Source organism: Paenibacillus sp. FSL R5-0378 (genome assembly GCF_038009285.1).
Taxonomy (GTDB): domain Bacteria; phylum Bacillota; class Bacilli; order Paenibacillales; family Paenibacillaceae; genus Paenibacillus_AQ; species Paenibacillus_AQ favisporus.
Genome location: NZ_JBBPAY010000001.1, coordinates 5,980,397 through 6,001,080, shown reverse-complemented (window position 1 = coordinate 6,001,080; position 20,684 = coordinate 5,980,397). Strand labels below are relative to the sequence as shown.

Here is a 20,684-nt window from a genome sequence, read left to right as displayed (position 1 = left end):
AGCATGAAGGTAGGTATCATGGGAGGTACCTTTGATCCGATCCACATCGGACATCTGCTCGCTGCCGAGGCGGCCCGGGACACGTTCGGACTGGACGAGGTTTGGTTTATGCCCAGTCATATTCCGCCCCATAAGGAACAGGCGGGAGCTACCGGCGAACAGCGTCTCGGCATGGTCGCTGAAGCGATTGCGGACCATCCCTGCTTTCGGACCCTCGATATTGAAATCAGAAGAGGCGGGGTTTCTTATACGATCGACACGGTCAAGGAAATCCGCAGCTCGTTTGACAACATCGAATTTCATTTCATTATCGGGGCCGATATGGTCAATTATTTGCCGAAGTGGGAGGGCATTGAGGAACTGGTTGAACTGATGAGCTTTATCGGTGTCGGGCGTCCGGGCTCCACGCTGAACTTGGACGCGCTCCCCGCTTATTTGAAGGGAAAAATTCTACTGGCCGACATGCCCGAGGTGGACATCTCGTCGACCGAAATCCGGGAAAGACTGGCCACCGGACACTCCATTCGTTATATGGTGACAGACAGTGTCTACGACTATATCAGAAGGAGGGGAATGTATGGCATTCAGCCGCGAAGAACTGATTAAAGCCGTGTCCGGACAAATGCCGGCCATGCGCTGGAAGCACACAGAAGGCGTGATGCAATCCGCAGTCATGCTTGCGGAGCGTTACGGAGCGGACCCTGTTAAGGCCGAAACGGCGGCGATTCTTCACGACGTGGCCAAATACTGGCCCGTGAAGCAAATGGAAGCGATCATTAAGGAAAACGATCTGTCCAAGGATCTGCTGTTTTACGATAAACCGCTCTGGCATGCCGAAGTAGGTGCGTTTGTAGCGGAACGGGATTACGGGATTACCGATCCTGAAATTTTGGATGCGATCCGGTATCATACCTCCGGCCGCATCGGCATGACCCTGCTGGACAAGGTCGTGTGCCTGGCGGATTACATCGAACCGGGAAGGGATTTTCCGGGCGTGAATAATATCCGGGAACTGGCCAACCATAGCCTTGAAGAGGGATTGATCGCCGGGCTGGACTCCACGATCAGTCTGCTCATCTCCCGCCGTCAGATCATTTACCCGCTGACCGTATTTGCCCGCAATGATCTTATTAAACAGTTGGAGGCGAATGTATGACCTTGAAACCTGAAGAATTGTTAAACCTGGCCGTGGCTGCCGCTGAAGATAAAAAGGCCATGAACGTCGTGGCGCTCGACCTGCGGGGGATTTCCCTCATTTCCGATTATTTCGTCATCTGTCACGGGAATTCGGATACCCAGGTCCAATCCATCGCGACCGAAATCCGCAAGCGCGTGCATGAAGCAGGCCTCGAAATCCGCGGCGTGGAAGGAATGGATTCCGCACGCTGGGTGCTGATGGACCTGGGCGACGTGATCGTGCACATTTTCCACCGGGATGAACGGGATTATTACAACATCGAACGCCTGTGGTCGGATGCCAAGGTCGTGGAAACGGTATGAGTCCGATTGCAGGAACGATTCAAACCTATGAGGTGATGCGCGAAGTATCGCCTTACGGCTATTTTCTCGATGCTGGCGGACAAGATGTTCTGCTCCATTACACGGAGCTGACCCGGAAGATCGAGCCGGGAGATCGCGTGGAAGTGTTTATTTTTTACGATACGGAAGACCGGCTGGCGGCAACGATGAAAAAGCCGTATTTGACCTTGGGCGAGATGGCGAAGCTGGTTGTGGCGGACGTGCATCCAAGACTGGGATGCTTTCTCGAGATGGGGCTAGGCCGTCAGCTGCTGCTGCCGATCCGCGAGCTGCCCGAACTGAGAGAGCTTCATCCACGGGTCGGGGACTCGGTGTTCGTCATTATGGAGCATGACAAGCAGGGACGGCTGCGGGCGAAGCTGGCCGGCGAACAGGAGCTGTCGCAGCATACGTTCCAGGCGCCGCAGTCCTGGGTAAACCAGTGGTTCACCGCCACGGTGTACCGCCCGCTGCAGATGGGAACGTTTGTAATCGTGGACGGGGGAGTGCTCGGCTTCGGCGCCATCGGCATGATCCACTCCTCGGAGCGAACCCGCATGCTGCGTCTGGGCGAAGAGCTGCAGGTGCGGGTCAGCCACATTCGTGAGGACGGACGCGTCAACCTATCCATGGCGCAGCGCAAGGAAGTTGGCCGGGATTTGGATGCCGACCGCCTGCTGGAGTTCCTGAAGGAACGTCCGAACGGAGGCATGCCGTATTCGGATGCAACGCCTCCGGACATTATCAAGCAGCGCTTCGGCATCAGCAAGTCGGCATTCAAGCGCGCACTCGGCAAATTGATGAAGGAAGGTCTTATCACGCAGAAGGAGAACTGGACTTATCTGGTTCAGCCGGAAAGTTCCAAACCGGAAACGGGCGGGAACGCCGATCCGTCCTAACAGGGCTGGGAGGATTTTCGGAACGTTAACAGAAAGTGCGGTGTCATCATGTCCTCTTACAGAAAATTTGCATATGTTTACGATGAACTGATGGAAGATATGCCGTATCCCGATTGGCTCAGGTTTGCACGACAGGCCTGGGAAAAATACGGCATGCCGAAAAGTGTGGTAGAACTGGGATGCGGCACGGGCAGCATCACGATTCCGCTTGTGAACTCGGGGTTCGAAGTGACAGGGATCGACCTGTCGGCGGACATGCTGTCCGTAGCAAGGCGGAAGATGGAGAAGACGCCGCAGGGCAGCCGGCTGTTCCGGGAGGGCTCCATCCGCTGGGTGCAGCAGGATATGCGCGCTTGGGAGCTGCCCGAGCCCGTCGATGCGGTCATTTCATTTTGCGACTGCATCAGTTACCTGCTGGAAGAAGCCGATATCGTCGCGACCTTTAGACAGACCTACAACGGGCTGAAGGACAAGGGGATCTTCGTGTTTGACGTGCATCATCCGAATACGATCATCCGCTATGACGAGGAGCAGCCGTTCGTATGGGACGACAAGTCGGTTTCGTACATCTGGACCTGCGACCTGGACGCGCCGCGGTGCGAAATCGAGCATCATTTGAGCATCTTTGCGAAGGAAGAAGACAGCGATTTGTACCGCCGCTTTGAAGAAGTGCACGTGCAGCGGGGCTATGATCCAAAATGGATGAAGAGCGAGCTGCTCAAGGCCGGATTCCGGGACGTGCAGACGTATGCCGACTTTGAGTGGGTGGAAGCGGACGACGAGGCGCAGCGGCTGTTTTTCGTCGCGGTCAAATAGGCTGAGAATATCATGTCCTTGCAAAGCATCTGGTCTATATTGGAGAGGATGCTTTGCGGGATTTTGCCTCGGAACGAAGGTTCCGGGGCTATTTGCGGCTAATAGTATAATGGGAGATGCCTACATGGAGGCATCGTCTTCAACAAATTCAAACAGAAACGGAGAGAACATGATGAGTTTGATGGATCTACAAGGAAAAACGGCGGTTATTACCGGAGCGGGCAAAGGAATCGGCTTGGCGATTGCTGAGCTGCTGGCCAAAGAAGGCGTGAATCTGGGCCTCATTTCCCGCACCGCCTCCGATTTGGATGCGCTGAAGGCTTCGCTGGCCGGCGAACACGGCATCCGTGTTGCGACAGCAGCGGCGGATGTATCAAAGCGGGAGGAAGCGGAAAGCGCGGTGAGTGCGCTGAAGGCAGAGCTCGGCACGATCGATATTCTGATCAATAACGCGGGCATCGCTTCGTTCGGGACCGTACTCGAAATGGATCCGGCCCAGTGGGAACAAATCATTCAGGTAAACCTGATGGGTACATATTACATGTCCCGGGCCGTCCTGCCGGATATGGTGGGGCAAAACAGCGGCAGCATCATTAACATCTCCTCCACAGCCGGGGAAAAAGGCTTTGCCACGGGCTCTGCATACTGCGCGTCCAAATTTGCGGTCATGGGGCTGACAGAATCGCTGCTTCAGGAAGTGCGCAAGAACAACATCCGCGTCGTTGCCTTGACGCCAAGCACCGTCAATACGGCGCTGGCCCGCGACAACAACCTGAAGATCGGCGATGAGGACCGCATGATGCAGCCGGAAGACGTGGCCGAGCTGGCGCTCGCCACGCTGAAGCTGCCGCAGCGCGTATTTGTGAAATCGGCCGGCATCTGGACGACCAACCCGCAATAACAACATTGTACGGACTGTAAGCCTGTCTCTTATGGATCGGAAGCCGATCTGCTAAGAGGCAGGCTTTTTTTGTGCGAAAAATCTAGAGACGAGGCAAAATTTACGGTTACGGCGTTTATTTTTACAGAAGCTTTACCGTGCCTTAACCCTTGCAACTTGGCACCAAGTTAGACTGTCACTACAGACAGCCGAAGCGATGCAGCGGGCGTGAATCATCGGTTGTGGCGTCGGTTGTCTGCTTATCCAAGATAAGGTGGTGCTGAGCGATCAAGACGGAACTGCATTGTCATACGACCATTTCGGACGGTTCGTATTCATTTGAGGAATTGGCCGAGGCAGCATTGAATGAGAACATTGGTGTGCTGGCGGTCACAAACCACGATACGACAAAGGGACTTGTCGCCATGCTGGAACGGGGAAGAGACCTTGGCCTTGACATGATCCCGGGGATCGAAATATCCGCCTATGACATGGAAAGAGGCAGGAGGGTACATATCCTGGGCTATTTCATCGAGCCGGGGCATCCGGCTCTGGAGCAGCTATGTAGCCCGATGATCGCTAAGCGGCATGAAGCTTCCCGTGTGATGGTGGAACGGCTGATTGAGGCGGGGTACGGCATCACCTGGGACCAGGTTCTGCGGTATGCGGATGGGGGAACCGGCGTATACAAGCAGCACATTATGCACGCGCTGATCGACAATGGCTATGCCAAATCCATATATGGTGAGCTGTACAAAAAATTGTTTTCCCGCGGAGGAAACGGAGAAGAGCCCGGTATGGCTTACGTCAAGCTGGACTACCTTCACGCCCGTGACGCCATTGAGGCCGTCATTCAGGCTGGCGGGGTGCCCGTTCTGGCCCATCCTGGCCAATACGGCAACTTTGAATATGTCCGCGAGCTGGTGGGCATGGGGCTTCAGGGTATTGAAGTGTGGCATTCGCTGCATGGTGTCGATGACGAGGAGCGGGCCATGGAGTTTGCGCGCCGTTACGATCTCGTCATGACCGGAGGATCCGACTTTCACGGGTTCTATGGGGAGAAGGAGGTTCGGCTGGGAAGCAAAGATCCGGGCATTTCCTGTGTCGAAGAGCTCAAGAAGCGCAGACCGAAGTAAAGGGGGAACATTCATGGAAAAGCATTCGATTCATCGCCCCGCGGAAAATAAACGGCTGAGCCCGGATCCTGATATTCACGAAAGCGCGCATATTCTTCACAGCACGTTCGGATCCTGGACCTCCGTCGGTCCAGGCAATCAAATTATCGAATCCGATATCGGGGATTACACCTACACCATGGACGACGTGACGATCAACTACACGGAAGTCGGCAAATATACTTCGATTGCCTCGCATGTATGCATCAACCCGGTGGATCATCCCATGGAGCGGGTTTCGCAGCATCATATGACTTACCGGAGAAGGGATTACGGTTTTGCCGGCACCGATGACGAGGCGATTTTCAACCGGAGGCGGGGCAACCGGGTAACGATCGGGCACGATGTCTGGATCGGTCACGGCGCGATCATCATGAAGGGGGTTCATATCGGCACCGGAGCGGTGATCGGATCCGGAGCAATCGTCACCAAAGATGTCGAACCGTATGCCATCGTCGTCGGCGTTACCGCCAAACCGGTCCGAAAGAGATTTTCGGAGGATGTCATCGCGAAGCTCCTGCAGGTCGCATGGTGGGATTGGCCGCGGGAGGTCATCCAGGAGCGGTTCGAAGAGTTAAACGATACGGATTCTTTTATCCGGAAGTACGGGGTTTAAAAGAGGAGGGTGAGCATAAGGGATGCATGACGAAATGGAGATCATGGATAAGCTCATAGCCGATATGGAGGCAGGCATCTATGAGCCGGATGACAAGCTGCCGTCGGAGAACGATTTGGCCAGGTTGTTCAAAGTGCCCCGCATGACGGCCCGAAAAGCTTACGAGAAGCTGCAGGACCTGGGGTATGTGTACTCCAGGCAGGGCAAGGGCAGCTTTGTCCGCGACCAGCATCAGCGCATCCCGCTCCTCTTTTCGGGTAACGAAAGCTTCAGCCGGAAAATGATCCACATGGGGTATGACTATCAGTCGCGCAACATTTTTTGCGATCCCATCGAGTATAACCACAAAGTGTATAAAGCGCTTGAAGCACAGCCGGAAGAGAAGGTATACCGCATCGGCAGGCTCCGTCTCATCGACAACCGTCCGATTGCGATTCACACGTCGTATGTGGCGGAGTCGATGTTTCCGGACATCGGACGGACAGGCAGGGACATTACCTCGATGTTCGATTTCTACCGGGGAAAAGGGTATACGGGGTTCGAGTCGATGAAGACGCTGCTCAGCGTGACCTATCCCGGCAGGAAAGAAAGGGAGCTGCTCGCCTGCACCAGCCTCATTCCACTGCTCGTCGTGGAGACCGGCTGTCTGGACAGCCAGACGAACAAGCCGCTGGAATATACGAGAATTATGTACCGGAGCGACTACTTTACGTACGAGCTCTAAAAGTGCGTGCTCAAAAGCGGATTTTTTGAACAACCTCAAACAGGGAGGCCGGGAATGGATGAAACGAAGACAACGGACTGAAATTCTGGTTGAAGGCTCCAGGGAACTCGCCGCCCGTATGGCGCAGGCTATTGCTGACCGTTATGAAGTGAAGCTGGTCGAGCAGCCAAGCCAGGGACTGGTCATGGTCAAAGTGAGAGAGACCGCCAAGCGTAGCTTGTTCTATCTGGGGGAAGTGCTGGTGAGCGAATGCAAGGTGCAGGTCGAAGGCAGCATGGGCATCGGCGTGGTCAAAGGGCATGACCATGAGCTGGCCTATCAGCTTGCACTCATCGATGCGGCGTATCAGGCCGGACTGCAGGAGACCAGGGCATGGGATCAGACGCTGCTGGACGAAGAAGCCCGGATCGCTGCTACGCGCAGCCAGGCTTTCGCCGAGATCGCCAAAACGAAGGTCGATTTTGAAACGATGGATGTGGATTAGGGGGAGAGAGCGATGAACTTCGACGCAGTTCATGATATACAGCGCGCCTACCGCAAAGTGGTAGATTCCATGTCGAGACCCGGCTTGATTTCGGATCTGACGGCGGAAGCGGCTAAGGCCGACGCACAGTGGGGAGGGCTACCCGTCACCTGGGTGCTCGCATTGATGCTGCTGGATACGGAGGTTACGTTCTGCATCTGCTCGCAGCGGGAAGCGGAGCTTACGCGGCTCCTGAACCAGCTGACCTTCGCCGTCCGGACGGAGCCGGAGAAAGCGGATTACATTTTTGTCCTGCATGATGCCAAGGAAGGGGAGTTGCTGAAGGCTCTGCAGAGCGCCAAAGTCGGTACGCTGGCCGATCCGCATGCCTCTGCCACTGTGATCGTGGAGTCGGGGGAGCTGTCCGGAGACTTTGAGCTGAGCCTCAAAGGGCCGGGCATCGAGGGTGAAAGCTTTGTCCGGATTCCGCTGGCTCCCGGTTGGCTGGAGGCGCGGGCGGAGAAAAACGCGGAGTATCCTCTGGGAATTGACATGCTGGTCGTCGACAAAAACAACAAGCTGCTGTGCCTGCCCCGGACGACGCAAATCGAGGAGAGGGAGGTGCTTCTATGGGATATGTAGCGGTAAAAGGCGGAACGCTTGCGATCGAGGAATCCTTGAAGCGGATCAAATTCGAACGGATCAAGCAGGGAAAGGTACTGGACGTCACCCGCATTGAAGGCGGGATGAGAGGGCTGATCGATCAGATCATGTCGGAGAGCAGTCTGTACGATGAAACGCTGGCGGCGCTGGCAATCAAGCAGGCGGAAGGAAGCCCGGAGGAAGCGGTGTTTCTGCTGAGGGCCTACCGCTCTACGCTTCCCCGGAAGCATTATTCTCGAGCGGTGCACACCCGCGAGATGAGGGTTGAGCGGCGGATCTCCGCCAGTTTCAAGGACATCCCGGGCGGGCAAATTCTCGGCGCTTCGGTCGATTACAGCCATCGGCTCCTGGACTTTGACCTGATGCATGAAACGGATGAGGATGCCGCCCGGTGGTTGGAGGCTTTTGCGGGTGAGCTCGGAAGCTTGCCGGAGGCCGGCCGCCCGCCAGAGCTGATGAAGGTCATGGACTATTTGATCGAGCAGGGACTCATGGCCTGTCCCGTGGACGATCATACCGAACCGGATGATGTGACGCGCCGAAGCATCACGTTTCCGGCAAGCCGCAGCCAGAAGCTGCAGGTGCTGACCCGGGGCCAGACCGGGACGGTTACCTCGCTCGCTTACGCGGTCATCCGCGGATACGGCGTATCGCATCCCACCGTTGGCGAGCTGCGGGTCGGGCGCGTGCCGGTATGCATCGATGATCCACTCGGATCCAGTGCAGATGCTGAGGACAGTTATTACATCGGCGAAATCAAGGTAACGGAGGCGGAAATGCTCATGTCTGCCGCGGTGGTGAAGGAGCAGGGCGGGAAGGAATTGTCCTTTGAGATTGGCTACGGGCTCTGCTACGGGCAAAACGAGACGAAGGCGATTGCCATGGGCATTCTGGATCACAGCCTGGAGCAGGGAGACAGCCGTTTTCCGACCCAGGATCAGGAGTTTGTGCTGTACCATATCGATTCCGTGGAATCCACCGGTTTCATGTCCCACTTGAAGCTGCCGCATTACGTCACGTTCCAGTCCAAAATGAACGACGTGCGGAAAACGAAGACGACTGCGACGACTCCTGAGGCGGACGAAACGGAGGAGGTAGAGAAACTATGCAAATAAACTACAATTTCGCGTTTTTTGACGAAGGCTCCAAAAGGGAAATCCGCCGAGCGACGCTAAAGGCGATCGCCATTCCGGGGTACCAGGTTCCTTTTGCCTCCCGGGAAATGCCGATTGCCAGGGGATGGGGAACCGGGGGGCTGCAGCTCACCCTGTCATTGATAGGTCGAGACGATATAGTCAAGGTAATTGACCAAGGCTCCGATGAGTCCGTCAATGCCGTCAGCATCAAGAAGCTGGTCCGGAACACGACGGATATCCGCACGACGGATGAGACGGCGGAGGCGACGCTGATTCAATCCAGGCACCGCGTTCCGGAAATTCCGCTTCGGGCGGGTCAAATTTTGGTGCTGCAGGTGCCCATGCCGGAACCGCTGCGGATGTATGAACCGCGGGAAGCCGAGACGAAGAAGCTGCACTCCGAAAAAGAATACAGCGGTGCCTGGCTCATGCTGTTCGAGCAAATTATGAATTACGGCAGCATGACGACCGGCGCTGACCACCCGGTGATGGTCCATGACCGGTATGTGATGGCACCAAGCCCGATCCCCAAATTCGACAATGCGAAGCTGAATGCTTCCGAAGCGCTCATTCTGCTCGGGGCCGGACGGGAAAAGAAGATTTACGCGGTGCCGCCTTACACCAGGGTCGTATCTCTTGATTTTGAGGACTACCCGTTTGAAACGGAGTCATTTGAAGACCGGTCCTGCAGGCTATGCGGAGCTACCGGCGTGTTTATGGATGAACTGTACGATGATGCCAGCGGCACGGCTTATTTTCAATGTAATGATACGAGCTACTGTTTGGAGCGGATGAATGAACAATCGTGGCGGGAAGGTGCTGAGAGCCGATGATCCAGACGGAACAACCGATGATTTCCGTAAAATATTTAAACAAGCAGTTCGGGCCGGGCTGTCCGCACTGCATGAATCCGGAGAGCCGGAAGCTTCACAAAAACTTTTGCACCGTCTGCCATACCGTATATTCCTGCCAAGACGTGTCGTTTGACCTTTATCCGGGAGAAATCATTGGAGTGGTGGGGGAAAGCGGCAGCGGAAAATCCACCATGATGAGATGCCTCTATTTTGACCAGGAGGCGACGAGCGGCGAAGTCTATCTCCAGGCTTACAAAGACGGTTCTCGAAACCTGTTTGCAGAGTCGACGCAGCAGAAGCGTTATATCCGGAATCACCTCATGGGAAAAGTGTACCAGAACCCGATGCTCGGTCTGCGGATGGATTTCACGTCCATCGGCAACATCGCGGAGAAAATGATCGCTGCGGGCAGCCGCCGCGTCTCCGAGATGGAAGATCGGGGCATGGAGCTGCTGGAAAAAGTCCATATCCCGCTTCACCGGATCAAGGAAGCGCCTAAGCATTTTTCCGGGGGGATGCAGCAGCGGGTCCAGATTGCCAAAGCGTTGTCGAACCGTCCCCCGGTGCTGCTGCTCGATGAAGTGACCACCGGCCTCGACCTGTCCGTTCAGGCCAGCGTGCTGGATCTGATCAAGGCGCTGCAAAGGGAGCTTGGCATCAGCATTGTGCTCGTCTCCCATGACCTCGGCGTGGTCCGGATGCTCGCCGACCGGACGCTGGTCATGCTCGACGGGAAAGTCGTGGAGGAGGGCTTGACCGATCAAATTTTGGAGGACCCGCAGGAAGCTTATACCCAGCAGCTGGTTCACTCCCTGCTCTAGCTTATTTTCGAAGGAGGAGTCGCCTTTGTATCTCATTACGAACGCACGCATTATCACGGAGGAAGGGGTTCTGAGCGGATACGACCTGCTTATTCAGGGAGACCGCATCGGCAGAATCGCCCCGCATGGCGTCATTGCTGTGGATACGCAAACGGAGGTCTTGGACGCCGCAGGCGGGTATCTGTCCCCGGGGTTCATCGATATTCATTCCGATTACATTGAGCATATGGCTGCCCCGAGGCCGACATCGCTGATGGATTTTCGTCTGAGCCTCAGGGAAACGGAAAAAGAGCTGATCACGCACGGCATTACGACGATGTTTCATTCCTTGTCTATTTTCAGGGGGTCGGAGTACAAATACCGCCCGATCCGCGAGCCGGAAAACGTGCGCAAGCTGCTGGAGCTGATCGAGGAATCGCATACGAGCCAGCATTTGGTACGCCATCGTTTCCATGCAAGGTTTGAAATCGATAACCTGCTGGAGGTAGACAATCTTAGAAACTACATTGCCGAAAAGAAGGTTCACCTCGTTTCGTTTATGGATCATACTCCCGGCCAAGGACAATACAGGGATCTGGAGATTTACAAGGCCACCGTGAAAGGCTATGACGATATGACCGACGAGGGGATCGACGAGTTGATTCGGAAGCACCAGAGCAAGGAGAAAATGACCATCGAAAGCATCCGCGAAATTGCCGGACTGGCGCGGGAAGCCGGAATCGCGGTCGCTTCGCATGATGACGACTCTCTCGATAAGCTGGAGCTCGTCCAGGGCTTCGGCGCAACGATCAGCGAGTTTCCGATTACGCTGGAGATTGCCCGGCGGGCCAAACAGCAGGGCATGTACACCGTGGCCGGGGCGCCGAACGTCATCCTTGGCGGCTCGCACAGCGGGAACTTGTCCGCAGCTGAGGCGATTCAGGAGAAGAGCATCGACATTTTGTGCAGCGATTATTATCCGGCGGCACTGCTTCACGCGGTATTTTACCTCGTGGACCGCTGCGGGCAGGAACTGGCCGACATGTTCCGCCTGGTGACGCTTCATCCCGCGCGGGCCGTCAATCTGGATCATGAAATCGGCTCGGTGCGCGAGGGAAAAAAAGCGGATCTGATCCTGATCGAGAAGATCGACGGGGATTTCCCGGTCATTACGGCCGTATTTGTGGACGGAAAGCTCATTCAGAGAACCCATTACAGGGATCATGAAGGGGGTAAAGGGATTGAACAGTCTGCTCACGATCGAACACTTGTCCAAAACGTTCACTCTGTATAACCTGGATCAGCAGATCGAGGCCGCCGCAGACGTCAGCCTGCATGTGGACGAAGGCGAATTTATCGGCATTACGGGCAAAAGCGGGAGTGGGAAGTCGACCGTCCTCCGCTGTATTTACCGGACCTATCTCCCCCAGAAAGGGACCATCCGGTACCAATCGGCAGCGTACGGTGAAATCGATCTGGCCTCTGCGCCGGACCGGGTGATGATCGACCTGAGAAAGCGGGAGATTGGCTACGTCTCGCAGTTTCTGAACGTCATGCCGCGGACGACGGCCCGGGAGCTGGTCACGCAGGCTCTGCTGGAAATGGGCAAGGATCCCCATCAGGCTGCCCGGGAGACAGAGCGCATGCTGGATCATTTTGAGCTGGATGCCAAGCTCCGCGACAGCTATCCCGCCACGTTCTCCGGAGGGGAAAAGCTGCGCCTCAACATCGCCAGAGCAATGGTGAAGCGGCCCCGACTGCTCCTTCTTGACGAGCCTACCGCCAGTCTGGACCATGCCTCCAAGGTCAAGGTGAAAACGCTGATCGAGCAGCTGATGCACGAAGGAACGACGATGCTCGGGATCTTTCACGACCTGGAATTTATGGAGGGCCTGTGCAGCCGCCAATACCATATGCAGGACGGCCGGTTTCATGAAGGCGGCAGACCGGAAGTGGCGGGTCGTTTCTTAAGAGATCAGAAAGTATGAGTTTCGGAGCCTTGGTTTCCTGATCTCGCAAGAAAGACTTCCGCTAAAAGCGGTCTGTCTATTTTGAAGGTACGGCGATAGACGTTTTTCTTATGATATCAACAAGTATAAACACAAGAGCCATGGCTTCCTGATATTGCAAGAAAAATTACCTTTAAACGCGGTCTGTCTACTTTGAAGGTACGTCGATAGACGTTTCTTATAATATCAGAAAGTATAAACACCAGAGCCTTGGCTTCCTGATCTCGCAAGAAAGACTTCCTTTAAACGCGGTCTGTCTACTTTGAAGGTACTGCGATGGACGTTTTTCTTACACAAACATGTCCCCCCGTTAATCTTCTGCTGACCGTTCATCTTCATCATGAAATTGTATCCCATTATCCAAGGAAAAAGGGGCGCTGAAACCATGAAAAGATCGATTTCACTTCTCTTGATGCTGATACTGGCTGTGACCGTTGCCGGATGTTCTTCAGGGGCGGCTTCATTAGGCCTGAACGTTGGCGGTTCGAAGGACAAAAACACCCTGACAATCGTGTGGTATCCGAACGAATCCGCAGCGGATTTGAAGGATGCGCGCGACGAGGTCGGAAAGATCGTGGAGCAGGCTACAGGCAAAAAAGTGGAGCATAAGATGACGACCGATTACAACATCGCCATCGAGGCGATTGCAAGCGGAAGCGCAGACCTGGCCTATATGGGCCCTCAGGGTTATGTGGAAGCAAGAAACAAGACCGAGGACGTGAAGCCGCTGTTCACCAACAGCGGGGAATCGGGAACGCTGGACGACGCCGTATATTATTCCTGGCTGAACGTCCGGAAAGGCGACGAAGGCGAGTTTAAAAGCGGGGACGGTTTTACCCTGGACCCTCTTCCCGGGAAAAAGTTCTCCTTTGTATCGAACAGCTCGACTTCGGGATTCAAGGTGCCGTCTGCAGGCATCATCAGCTATTTTGGAAAGATGGACAAGTACAAGGATTTGAAGGAAGACGATTTGATGCAGGGCGGCAAAGATAAATTTTTTAGCGACGTTCTGTTTGGCGGCTCCCATCAGGGTTCGGCGGTGAATCTGCTGACCGGCAAGGCGGACGTCGCCGCGTTTTGCGATACGTGCGTATCCAATTACGTGGAGCTGGCGGACGGAACGGCCAACAAACCCGGGGCTGTCTATAAAGTAAAGGATGGCGCTTCTGAACCTTTCAATACGCTCTCCGGAAAAGAGTTTGTGGTGATTTCCGTGACACCGGTCCTCAATTCCCCGTTTGTGGCGAACACGAAAACGGTGAGCGAGGATGAACAGAAGAAGATTACCGAGGCGTTTACATCCGATGACGTGACGCATAATCCGAAAATTTTCCTTCCCAAAGATTCCAAAGACAGCGGGCTGTTCAAGCAAAAAAGCGGGAATGAACGGTTCCTGCCGGTCGACGACGCCTGGTTCGAACCGATCCGCGAGCTGTCCAAATAACCGGCAGCCGGCATATGAACTCCATACCAAACCGCCTGGAGGTGTACGATGACTGCGTTATTGGAATTCAAGCATGTGTCCAAGCAGTATGGATCTGAAACACGGGCATTAACGGATGTAAGCTTTTCGGTGAGGAGTGGGGAATTTGTATCGATCATCGGCCCCTCGGGGGCCGGGAAATCGACACTGCTCCGGTGTATCAACCGCATGATCGATGCCAGCAGCGGAGAAATATGCATCGAAGGCAAAAATGTGCTGGAATTTAGCAAGAAAGAGCTGAAGCGGATGCGGACGAGCATCGGTATGATTTTTCAGCACTACAATCTGGTAGACCGGCTGAGCGTGATGGAAAATGTCCTGCACGGCAGGCTCGGCTACAAATCCACGCTTGCCGGCATGCTGGGGCTGTACCGTGAAGAGGAGAAGCAGCAGGCGTACCAAATTCTCGGCATTCTCGGCCTGGAAGAGCAGGTCTACAAGCGCTGCGACCAGCTCAGCGGGGGACAGAAGCAGCGGGTCGGTATCGCCAGGGCGCTGATTCAGGGGCCCAAAATGCTCCTCTGCGATGAGCCGATCGCTTCCCTGGACCCGAATGCATCCAAGGTGATCATGGATCATTTAAGGCACATCTCCACGAATTTGGGCATCACCGTGATCGTCAATCTGCATCAGGTGGAGACCGCTCTGAAATATTCCGACCGGATCATCGGGGTCAATCAAGGGAAAATCGTCTACAACGGAACACCGGGACAAATGACATCCGAAGAGCTCCAGCGAATTTACGGAAGCGAGAGGAGAGAGCCGCGTGCTGATCAAGGCGAGACGCAAGCAGGTTGATTACTTCACGGCCAAACGAAGGCATGCGTATTTGTTTTGGGGGCTTCTTCTGTTTGTAACCTATGCTGCAGCCGTACTGACCCAGTATGATTTCGTCCAGGGGCTGAGCTCCATCCCGGGCGCATTGGTATGGGGCGTCACCCATTTTTATCCCAATGCCGAATCTCTGGCCAAGTTTCCCGACGTTCTCCGCACGCTCGTCGAAACGCTGCTGATGTCCATCGCCGCTTCAACCGTCGCTTCGGTGTTTGCGCTCGTGTTCGCCCTTCTGGGCTCCCAGACGATCGGCGTTCACGCGGGGATTAAGCTGGTCAGCCGTTCGATCGCGACCGTATTCCGGAATATTGATGTCACGGCGTGGTCGATGATCCTTCTGTTTTCATTCGGGCAAAACGTAATGACCGGTTATTTCGCCTTGTTCTTTGGATCCTTCGGGTTTTTGACCCGCGCCTTCCTGGAGTCCATCGATGAGACGGGAGGCCATTCGGCGGAAGCGCTGCGGGCAACCGGGGCCGGTTATGTCTCCGTCATTTGCCAATCCGTCATCCCGGCGGCGCTGCCCCAGCTCATCAGCTGGATCCTGTTCATGATCGAAACGAACATCCGCAACGCGACGCTGATCGGCATTCTGACCGGCACCGGCGTTGGGTTCCTGTTCAATCTGTACTATAAAAATCTCGATTACAACGCAGCCAGCCTGATTGTATTCGTCATCGTGATCTCCATATTGGTCATCGAATTCACCTCGAATTATATCCGAAAGGTGATGATCGGATGAGCACCGAGGCCGTCGACAAGATGATTGCCGCCGAACTCCATCTCCGTCCGGACCGAAGACTTCCGGACATCCCGCTTAAGAAGCCTTTTAGCAAGACCAACTTAACGATCAGGCTGACCTTAATAGGGCTAAGCCTGCTGACCGTGCTCGCCTTCGTCAGCTTTGACTACAAAGGGATCCAGGTCTTTCAAGGCATCTACGCCACGCTGCTGAACCTGAAGACGATGTTTCTGCAGCCCCGTTTACACCATTTCACCTTTGCCGCCGCTTTGTTCGAAGTGCTGATTACGCTGGGGCTTGCTTTTCTTTCCACCTTGTTCGGAGCGGTTATTGCGCTGTTTCTCGGCCTGTTCTCGGCCCGCAATTTGTCATCGCCGCTCGTGTCCGCCGTCATTAAAGGCCTGGTCGCGTTCATCCGCGCGGTGCCTACGGTCATGTGGGTGCTGATTTTTGCCGTCGCAGCAGGACTTGGCAGCGTCGCCGCCGTCATCGGCATGACCTTTCACTCCATCGGTTATTTGATCAAAGCCTACTCGGAAGCCTTTGAGGAGATGGACAAGGGCACGATCGAAGCGCTGAAGGCCAGCGGTGCGAACTGGTGGCAAATCGTGTTCCAAGCTGTCATTCCGTCCTCCTTATCCTATTTGATGTCCTGGACGCTGCTCCGGTTCGAAATCAACTTCTCCGTGGCGGTTGCCATGGGAGCGGCCGCGGGGGCAGGGGGGATCGGATACGATATGTTTATGGCCAGCGGCTTTTATTTTGATCTGCAGGAAATCGGAGCGATCACCTACTTTATTCTGGGCTTTGCCATTCTGCTGGAAATCGCCGCAAACCGTGCAAAGCGGAAGCTCAAGCAGGGAAAATAACAGGCAGCCGCAGGGTGTGCGTCTCCATTGGGATCGGCCGCCTGCACAAATAAAGAACCTTGGACAGGGAATGTCCAAGGTTCTTTATGTCCGAAGCGCGTAACACTTGCGGACGGTCCTCCAAACGGATTACCGGTGTTCGATCAGATCGATCGCACCCAGTACGATGTGGGCCAGACCGAATCCGACAATCCCCGTGGCGGCAAGCTTATACTTGCTGCCCAGCAGTGCGGCGCCGGAAGCGGTAACTACAGTTCCAAGAACGGCAGGAATCATTCCTTCACGCATGACGACACTCCTTTGGCTGTTGGTTTGGATAGACAAAGGTTATTTTTGTTTACCGTCCGGCGAATTATTCACCGCCAGCAAACATGGTGGGGGTGGAATTCAGACCGATATGTAGATTTTCCCAATGGCATATTTGACATACTTGCTATACAATGGCTTAGCACTGCTATTTTCCGCATCCCTGTTAAACATTGGAGTTTGTATACATATTCAACATATCAAAAATAACATATTTACGCGAAACCGGCCTGTTACTACACTTTTTGTAAACGCTAACAAACAAAGCGCAGCAGCAGCCGAAACCATCCTTCACCCAGAGCTGCGGAGAAAAAGCGTGGAGTAGGCTTTAGTCCGAATTCAAGGGGGGAAACTCCGAAGGGCCAACGTAAAGCCGCGCACAACAATGAACAGGAGGAATCATCTGATGAGAAAACGTTTAAAGCCTTGGGCCATCGTATTGTGCCTGTCCATGGTCGTCTCGCTGCTGGCCGCATGCGGTTCCGGCTCGAAAGATAGCGGGGACGGCGGTCAAGCCTCCGGCTCGGCGGATAGTGTACACAAGGAGGGCTTCCCGATCGTCGACAAGCCGATTACGCTGTCGGTATTTGCGCCTGACGTGGGCAGCGCCAAGTGGGATACGATGCAGGTATTTAAAGACATGGAGAAAATGACGAACATCAAGCTCACATTCCAAACGGTTCCGGTCGACAGCTTCGAGACCAAGAAAAATCTGATTTTTGCGAGCGGCGACCTGCCGGATATTTTCTACGCTTCGGCTTTGACGCCGGCTGAGCAGGTGACGTACGGAAGTCAGGGAACGCTGATTCCGCTGGAAAAGCTGATTGATGAATATGCGCCGAACATCAAGAAGCTGCTGGACGAAAATCCGGACGTGCGGAAGTCGATCACGACCCCCGACGGTCATATTTACGCCCTGCCTTACGTGGATAAAGGTGCGGTATGGTACAAGAGCCCGCTGTACTATAACGGCAGCTTCCTCAAGAAGCTTGGCGTAACCAAGCTTCCGGAAACGCCGGACGAGCTGTACGATTACCTGAAACGGGTCAAGACCGAGGATCCGAACGGCAACGGCAAGGCGGATGAAATTCCGCTCACGTCGACCAAGCTGAAGGATATCCGTGTGCAGATGCTGGGCTTCTGGGGCATCTATGACGAGGTGTATTATGCCGACAAGCAGGGGAAAGTTCACTACACACCGCAGGAGGAAGGCTTCAAAGAGTATCTGACCTTCCTGAACCGGCTGTGGAAGGACGATCTGCTTGACCATGAAACGTTCTCCCAGACCGACGACCAGAAGAAAGCCAAGGGCAAAAACAATCAGGTGGCCTTGTTCAACGACTGGCTGCCGTACTTTATGCTGGGCGGTGAGCCGAACACCGACAACCCGTTTATGGAGCCCCTGAAAACGGGCTTCCCGGACTCGCCGGTGGTGGCCAAGAATTCGGGAATTTCGAAGAACGGAACGTTTGCCATTTCGAGCACCAACCCTGCTCCGGAGGCAACGATGCGCTGGGTGGACTACCAGTACAGCTATGAAGGTTCTACGCTGTTCAACCAAGGGCCGGAAGGCGTGTTGTGGAAATACAAAGACGAGGCAAACCACGTCAAAGAATGGCTTCCGGTACCGGATGGAGGCGACCGCGAAAACTACCGCGGCAAGCTGACTCCGAACTACGGCATCACGACGCCGGGCGTCAGCCTTCCGGAAGTGAGCAAGGGGCTCCGTTCCGACATCGACGAATGGGTCGAAAAGGAGAACCAGGATAAAATTTTGCCATATGCCAAAGTGCCGTATCCGAACGTATTCCTGACGGAAGAGGAACAAACCGAGGTGACTTCGCTGCTGTCGGACCTGAACAACTACGTCGAGCAGATGGAAGCCAAGTTTGTGACCGGGCAGGAGCCGCTGTCGAACTGGGACAAGTATAAAGCCCAGGTGAAGAAAATGGGCGGAGACCGCATCGTGGAAATCTATCAGGCAGCCTACGACCGTTGGGACGGTCAGGAATCCAAGTAGATCAGCCAGTGAACTATGCAACGCATAAAAAAGAAAGGTCGCCGATATGGCGGCCTTTCTTTGATAAATGGGGACTGATCTATATTGCACCTGCATCCCTTGCCGAATAGAACGACGGGTAAATTGGTCGATAGTGTAATTCATCTCTTATACGCGTTGTATCGACGACCATGTCCCATGGATCAAAATCCTGCTGCAGCGCTTCGCACGATATATCGCTATGATAAAGCTGAAGCAGCTCCGAAACCGAGATCGGGGCATCGTCGCCAACATTGTAGATTCGCCCATCAATACCTGGTGTGGAAGCTGCGAGCATCAGGGCTTGACTTACATCCGCATGGTGCGCCATAGAGAATCGTTTGGCTGGATTCCAATTACGCAATATCGGCAGAAATTCTGCGATATGGGGGTCGCCATCACCATAGACAAATGGAAGCCGTAGAATTCGTACGCCTAATCCCTGTTCGCGATGAAGCCGCAGCAGTGCCGCTTCGGCTTCAACTTTGGATTGAGGATAAGGAAAGGCAGGCCTAGGCTCGTCATCTTCACGGTTGGGTCTCGAATGCTGCCCGGAACCGTACACATGATTGGTGCTGGAAAAAACAAACCTTGGCACTTCCGCCATGAGTGCAGCGCGAGCTAGAGCTATGCTGCCATCGATGTTTGAAATTCTGGTGGTATGTTCGTCCACACCACGGAACTGTGCTGCCAAATGAACCACTGCATCCGTGCCCCGGAGAGCATCAGCATAACTGTCCGGCTGTAAAAGATCGCCTTCTACAACGTCAGCCCCTTGCCGCTGAAGCCAATCCGCCTTGGCAGCGTCCCTAACCAACAATTTAACGTGATGACCGCGCTGTAACATACGCGGAACAAAACGGCTTCCTACTTTACCCGTGGTTCCTGTTACGAAAAGGTTCATTTTCATATCCTCCTAAGTTTTTTAAACGGTATATCGGCAGTATAATAGAATGAGCCAGCAGCTACCTTCCTGCGTTTATCGTACGATTGAAAGTGTCAGGATAAGGAGGAGTTAATCATGGAAGGGACTTCTTCCGGAATGTCATTAGGTGAATTTTTGCGTTCGCGGCGAGAACGTCTTACACCAGAAGATGTCGGGTTAATATCCTATGGAAGACGACGGACCTCGGGCCTTCGAAGGGAAGAAGTTGCCCAGCTTGCCCATATTGGAACGTCGTGGTATACCTCATTGGAACAAGGCAGAAGTGTCAATCCATCAGAGGACGTACTTAATAACATCGCCAAAGCGCTGCGTTTGACGGAGGATGAACGCCACCATCTCCATCTTCTTGCAAGACCGGTGCAACAGGAAAAGGTAGAAGATCAGCAATTAAATATTGGTTTGGAACGGGTAATAAGGGCTCTTGAACCTAATCCGGCATTCGTAATCGGAAGATACTGGGATTTATTGCTGTGGAACAAAGCAGCTGAGATCGTTTTTCGAATCCCGCCGCTTTCAAATCATATGCAGCTGAGACCCAATTGGATGAGACATCTCTTAATGGATGCCAAGCTCGGATCGGACATACAGGACTGGGAATCCAGAGTACAGGTCTTGATTGCACACTTTCGTGCAGATTACGCGCATTTTCCTAATGATACGAGGTTTAAAGAGCTTATTGAGGAATTTATGCAGAACAGCCCGTTGTTTCGCGAGCTCTGGCCCCTGCATGACGTTCAGGCCGTAACGGATCGCCACAAACAAAGGTACGACCCTCGAATCGGAGAGATGGAGTTTGAACATGTGACCTTGCAATCGTCAGCCAATCCGGACGTGAAAATTATGATTTATACAGCTTCAAGGGATACGGCTGCGCGTTTAAAACGTATAATTAGCAATCTGGAGAATGGATAAG

Annotated in this window: 24 protein-coding genes; 22 read left to right on the top strand and 2 right to left on the bottom strand. The window is 54.2% G+C overall.

Annotated features, from left to right (window positions below):
* Window positions 1–3: 3 nt before the first annotated feature.
* From nadD to MKY74_RS27785, 20 genes are all read left to right on the top strand, one after another.
* Entirely contained in the window at window positions 4–606 is a 603-nt protein-coding gene (nadD, locus tag MKY74_RS27880) for a nicotinate-nucleotide adenylyltransferase (RefSeq protein ID WP_076169736.1), read from the top strand.
* Window positions 578–1,156 (top strand): bis(5'-nucleosyl)-tetraphosphatase (symmetrical) YqeK, encoded by a 579-nt coding sequence (gene yqeK / locus MKY74_RS27875; protein ID WP_076169737.1) that lies wholly within the window; start codon window positions 578–580, stop codon window positions 1,154–1,156. Before nadD ends, yqeK begins: the two co-directional genes overlap by 29 nt.
* Window positions 1,153–1,500 (top strand): ribosome silencing factor, encoded by a 348-nt coding sequence (gene rsfS / locus MKY74_RS27870; protein WP_076169738.1) that lies wholly within the window; start codon window positions 1,153–1,155, stop codon window positions 1,498–1,500. Before yqeK ends, rsfS begins: the two co-directional genes overlap by 4 nt.
* Window positions 1,497–2,417 carry a CvfB family protein gene (locus tag MKY74_RS27865; RefSeq protein WP_076169739.1) on the top strand — a complete coding sequence of 307 codons (921 nt, stop codon included), beginning with the start codon at window positions 1,497–1,499 and terminating at the stop codon, window positions 2,415–2,417. The genes rsfS and MKY74_RS27865 overlap by 4 nt, the downstream gene beginning before the upstream one ends.
* Before the next feature lie 48 nt (window positions 2,418–2,465).
* Window positions 2,466–3,233, top strand: a complete 768-nt coding sequence (locus tag MKY74_RS27860) for a class I SAM-dependent DNA methyltransferase (protein ID WP_076169740.1) — start codon at window positions 2,466–2,468, stop codon at window positions 3,231–3,233.
* A 181-nt stretch (window positions 3,234–3,414) separates the two neighbouring features.
* Window positions 3,415–4,134 (top strand): 3-ketoacyl-ACP reductase, encoded by a 720-nt coding sequence (locus MKY74_RS27855; protein ID WP_076170139.1) that lies wholly within the window; start codon window positions 3,415–3,417, stop codon window positions 4,132–4,134.
* Window positions 4,135–4,400: 266 nt separating this feature from the next.
* A complete protein-coding gene (locus MKY74_RS27850; protein WP_076169741.1) occupies window positions 4,401–5,249 on the top strand; it encodes a PHP domain-containing protein in 849 nt (282 codons plus the stop codon).
* 13 nt (window positions 5,250–5,262) lie between these two features.
* The gene (locus MKY74_RS27845; RefSeq protein ID WP_076169742.1) at window positions 5,263–5,904 is read left to right on the top strand and encodes a DapH/DapD/GlmU-related protein; all 642 of its coding nucleotides are present in this window, start codon (window positions 5,263–5,265) and stop codon (window positions 5,902–5,904) included.
* A gap of 22 nt (window positions 5,905–5,926) precedes the next feature.
* On the top strand, window positions 5,927–6,628 hold the full coding sequence (locus tag MKY74_RS27840; RefSeq protein WP_076169743.1) for a GntR family transcriptional regulator: 702 nt from the start codon (window positions 5,927–5,929) through the stop codon (window positions 6,626–6,628).
* 58 nt (window positions 6,629–6,686) lie between these two features.
* Window positions 6,687–7,112 carry a phosphonate C-P lyase system protein PhnG gene (gene phnG / locus MKY74_RS27835; protein ID WP_076169744.1) on the top strand — a complete coding sequence of 142 codons (426 nt, stop codon included), beginning with the start codon at window positions 6,687–6,689 and terminating at the stop codon, window positions 7,110–7,112.
* A 12-nt stretch (window positions 7,113–7,124) separates the two neighbouring features.
* On the top strand, window positions 7,125–7,733 hold the full coding sequence (gene phnH / locus MKY74_RS27830; RefSeq protein WP_076169745.1) for a phosphonate C-P lyase system protein PhnH: 609 nt from the start codon (window positions 7,125–7,127) through the stop codon (window positions 7,731–7,733).
* Entirely contained in the window at window positions 7,721–8,869 is a 1,149-nt protein-coding gene (locus MKY74_RS27825; protein WP_076169746.1) for a carbon-phosphorus lyase complex subunit PhnI, read from the top strand. Before phnH ends, MKY74_RS27825 begins: the two co-directional genes overlap by 13 nt.
* Window positions 8,860–9,723: an alpha-D-ribose 1-methylphosphonate 5-phosphate C-P-lyase PhnJ gene (locus tag MKY74_RS27820; protein ID WP_076169747.1), complete on the top strand. Its 864-nt coding sequence runs from the start codon at window positions 8,860–8,862 to the stop codon at window positions 9,721–9,723. The genes MKY74_RS27825 and MKY74_RS27820 overlap by 10 nt, the downstream gene beginning before the upstream one ends.
* Complete coding sequence (locus MKY74_RS27815) at window positions 9,720–10,565, top strand: ATP-binding cassette domain-containing protein (protein ID WP_076169748.1); 846 nt, start codon at window positions 9,720–9,722, stop codon at window positions 10,563–10,565. The genes MKY74_RS27820 and MKY74_RS27815 overlap by 4 nt, the downstream gene beginning before the upstream one ends.
* A complete protein-coding gene (phnM, locus tag MKY74_RS27810; RefSeq protein ID WP_279628462.1) occupies window positions 10,534–11,838 on the top strand; it encodes a phosphonate metabolism protein PhnM in 1,305 nt (434 codons plus the stop codon). Before MKY74_RS27815 ends, phnM begins: the two co-directional genes overlap by 32 nt.
* Entirely contained in the window at window positions 11,786–12,532 is a 747-nt protein-coding gene (locus MKY74_RS27805; RefSeq protein WP_076169749.1) for a phosphonate C-P lyase system protein PhnL, read from the top strand. Before phnM ends, MKY74_RS27805 begins: the two co-directional genes overlap by 53 nt.
* Window positions 12,533–12,938: 406 nt before the next feature.
* Window positions 12,939–13,997 carry a phosphate/phosphite/phosphonate ABC transporter substrate-binding protein gene (locus MKY74_RS27800; protein ID WP_076169750.1) on the top strand — a complete coding sequence of 353 codons (1,059 nt, stop codon included), beginning with the start codon at window positions 12,939–12,941 and terminating at the stop codon, window positions 13,995–13,997.
* 48 nt (window positions 13,998–14,045) lie between these two features.
* A complete protein-coding gene (gene phnC, locus MKY74_RS27795) occupies window positions 14,046–14,834 on the top strand; it encodes a phosphonate ABC transporter ATP-binding protein (RefSeq protein ID WP_076169751.1) in 789 nt (262 codons plus the stop codon).
* Complete coding sequence (locus MKY74_RS27790) at window positions 14,806–15,612, top strand: PhnE/PtxC family ABC transporter permease (RefSeq protein ID WP_244169258.1); 807 nt, start codon at window positions 14,806–14,808, stop codon at window positions 15,610–15,612. Before phnC ends, MKY74_RS27790 begins: the two co-directional genes overlap by 29 nt.
* 20 nt (window positions 15,613–15,632) lie before the next feature.
* Window positions 15,633–16,481, top strand: a complete 849-nt coding sequence (locus MKY74_RS27785) for a PhnE/PtxC family ABC transporter permease (protein ID WP_144025413.1) — start codon at window positions 15,633–15,635, stop codon at window positions 16,479–16,481.
* Between the two features lie 129 nt (window positions 16,482–16,610).
* On the opposite strand, the gene MKY74_RS27780 is transcribed toward MKY74_RS27785, so the two are convergent.
* The gene (locus MKY74_RS27780) at window positions 16,611–16,769 is read right to left on the bottom strand and encodes an asparagine synthase (RefSeq protein ID WP_076169753.1); all 159 of its coding nucleotides are present in this window, start codon (window positions 16,767–16,769) and stop codon (window positions 16,611–16,613) included.
* A gap of 424 nt (window positions 16,770–17,193) precedes the next feature.
* Here MKY74_RS27780 and MKY74_RS27775 point away from each other — a divergent pair, with 424 nt between their 5' ends.
* The gene (locus MKY74_RS27775; RefSeq protein WP_076169754.1) at window positions 17,194–18,807 is read left to right on the top strand and encodes an extracellular solute-binding protein; all 1,614 of its coding nucleotides are present in this window, start codon (window positions 17,194–17,196) and stop codon (window positions 18,805–18,807) included.
* 79 nt (window positions 18,808–18,886) lie between these two features.
* On the opposite strand, the gene MKY74_RS27770 is transcribed toward MKY74_RS27775, so the two are convergent.
* Complete coding sequence (locus MKY74_RS27770) at window positions 18,887–19,729, bottom strand: NAD-dependent epimerase/dehydratase family protein (protein ID WP_076169755.1); 843 nt, start codon at window positions 19,727–19,729, stop codon at window positions 18,887–18,889.
* A 117-nt stretch (window positions 19,730–19,846) separates the two neighbouring features.
* Between MKY74_RS27770 and MKY74_RS27765 the strand changes: the two genes are divergently transcribed.
* Window positions 19,847–20,683 carry a helix-turn-helix transcriptional regulator gene (locus MKY74_RS27765; RefSeq protein ID WP_076169756.1) on the top strand — a complete coding sequence of 279 codons (837 nt, stop codon included), beginning with the start codon at window positions 19,847–19,849 and terminating at the stop codon, window positions 20,681–20,683.
* The last annotated feature ends 1 nt before the right edge of the window (window position 20,684 follow it).

Excerpts from the sequence above, each read along its gene's own strand:
- nadD (WP_076169736.1), top strand. The coding sequence starts at position 4 with ATGAAGGTAGGTATCATGGGAGGTACCTTTGATCCGATCCACATCGGA.
- yqeK (WP_076169737.1), top strand. The coding sequence starts at position 578 with ATGGCATTCAGCCGCGAAGAACTGATTAAAGCCGTGTCCGGACAAATG.
- rsfS (WP_076169738.1), top strand. The coding sequence starts at position 1,153 with ATGACCTTGAAACCTGAAGAATTGTTAAACCTGGCCGTGGCTGCCGCT.
- MKY74_RS27865 (WP_076169739.1), top strand. The coding sequence starts at position 1,497 with ATGAGTCCGATTGCAGGAACGATTCAAACCTATGAGGTGATGCGCGAA.
- MKY74_RS27860 (WP_076169740.1), top strand. The coding sequence starts at position 2,466 with ATGTCCTCTTACAGAAAATTTGCATATGTTTACGATGAACTGATGGAA.
- MKY74_RS27855 (WP_076170139.1), top strand. The coding sequence starts at position 3,415 with ATGGATCTACAAGGAAAAACGGCGGTTATTACCGGAGCGGGCAAAGGA.
- MKY74_RS27845 (WP_076169742.1), top strand. The coding sequence starts at position 5,263 with ATGGAAAAGCATTCGATTCATCGCCCCGCGGAAAATAAACGGCTGAGC.
- MKY74_RS27840 (WP_076169743.1), top strand. The coding sequence starts at position 5,927 with ATGCATGACGAAATGGAGATCATGGATAAGCTCATAGCCGATATGGAG.
- phnG (WP_076169744.1), top strand. The coding sequence starts at position 6,687 with ATGAAACGAAGACAACGGACTGAAATTCTGGTTGAAGGCTCCAGGGAA.
- phnH (WP_076169745.1), top strand. The coding sequence starts at position 7,125 with ATGAACTTCGACGCAGTTCATGATATACAGCGCGCCTACCGCAAAGTG.
- MKY74_RS27825 (WP_076169746.1), top strand. The coding sequence starts at position 7,721 with ATGGGATATGTAGCGGTAAAAGGCGGAACGCTTGCGATCGAGGAATCC.
- MKY74_RS27820 (WP_076169747.1), top strand. The coding sequence starts at position 8,860 with ATGCAAATAAACTACAATTTCGCGTTTTTTGACGAAGGCTCCAAAAGG.
- MKY74_RS27815 (WP_076169748.1), top strand. The coding sequence starts at position 9,720 with ATGATCCAGACGGAACAACCGATGATTTCCGTAAAATATTTAAACAAG.
- MKY74_RS27800 (WP_076169750.1), top strand. The coding sequence starts at position 12,939 with ATGAAAAGATCGATTTCACTTCTCTTGATGCTGATACTGGCTGTGACC.
- phnC (WP_076169751.1), top strand. The coding sequence starts at position 14,046 with ATGACTGCGTTATTGGAATTCAAGCATGTGTCCAAGCAGTATGGATCT.
- MKY74_RS27785 (WP_144025413.1), top strand. The coding sequence starts at position 15,633 with ATGATTGCCGCCGAACTCCATCTCCGTCCGGACCGAAGACTTCCGGAC.
- MKY74_RS27780 (WP_076169753.1), bottom strand. The coding sequence starts at position 16,769 with ATGCGTGAAGGAATGATTCCTGCCGTTCTTGGAACTGTAGTTACCGCT.
- MKY74_RS27775 (WP_076169754.1), top strand. The coding sequence starts at position 17,194 with ATGAGAAAACGTTTAAAGCCTTGGGCCATCGTATTGTGCCTGTCCATG.
- MKY74_RS27770 (WP_076169755.1), bottom strand. The coding sequence starts at position 19,729 with ATGAACCTTTTCGTAACAGGAACCACGGGTAAAGTAGGAAGCCGTTTT.
- MKY74_RS27765 (WP_076169756.1), top strand. The coding sequence starts at position 19,847 with ATGGAAGGGACTTCTTCCGGAATGTCATTAGGTGAATTTTTGCGTTCG.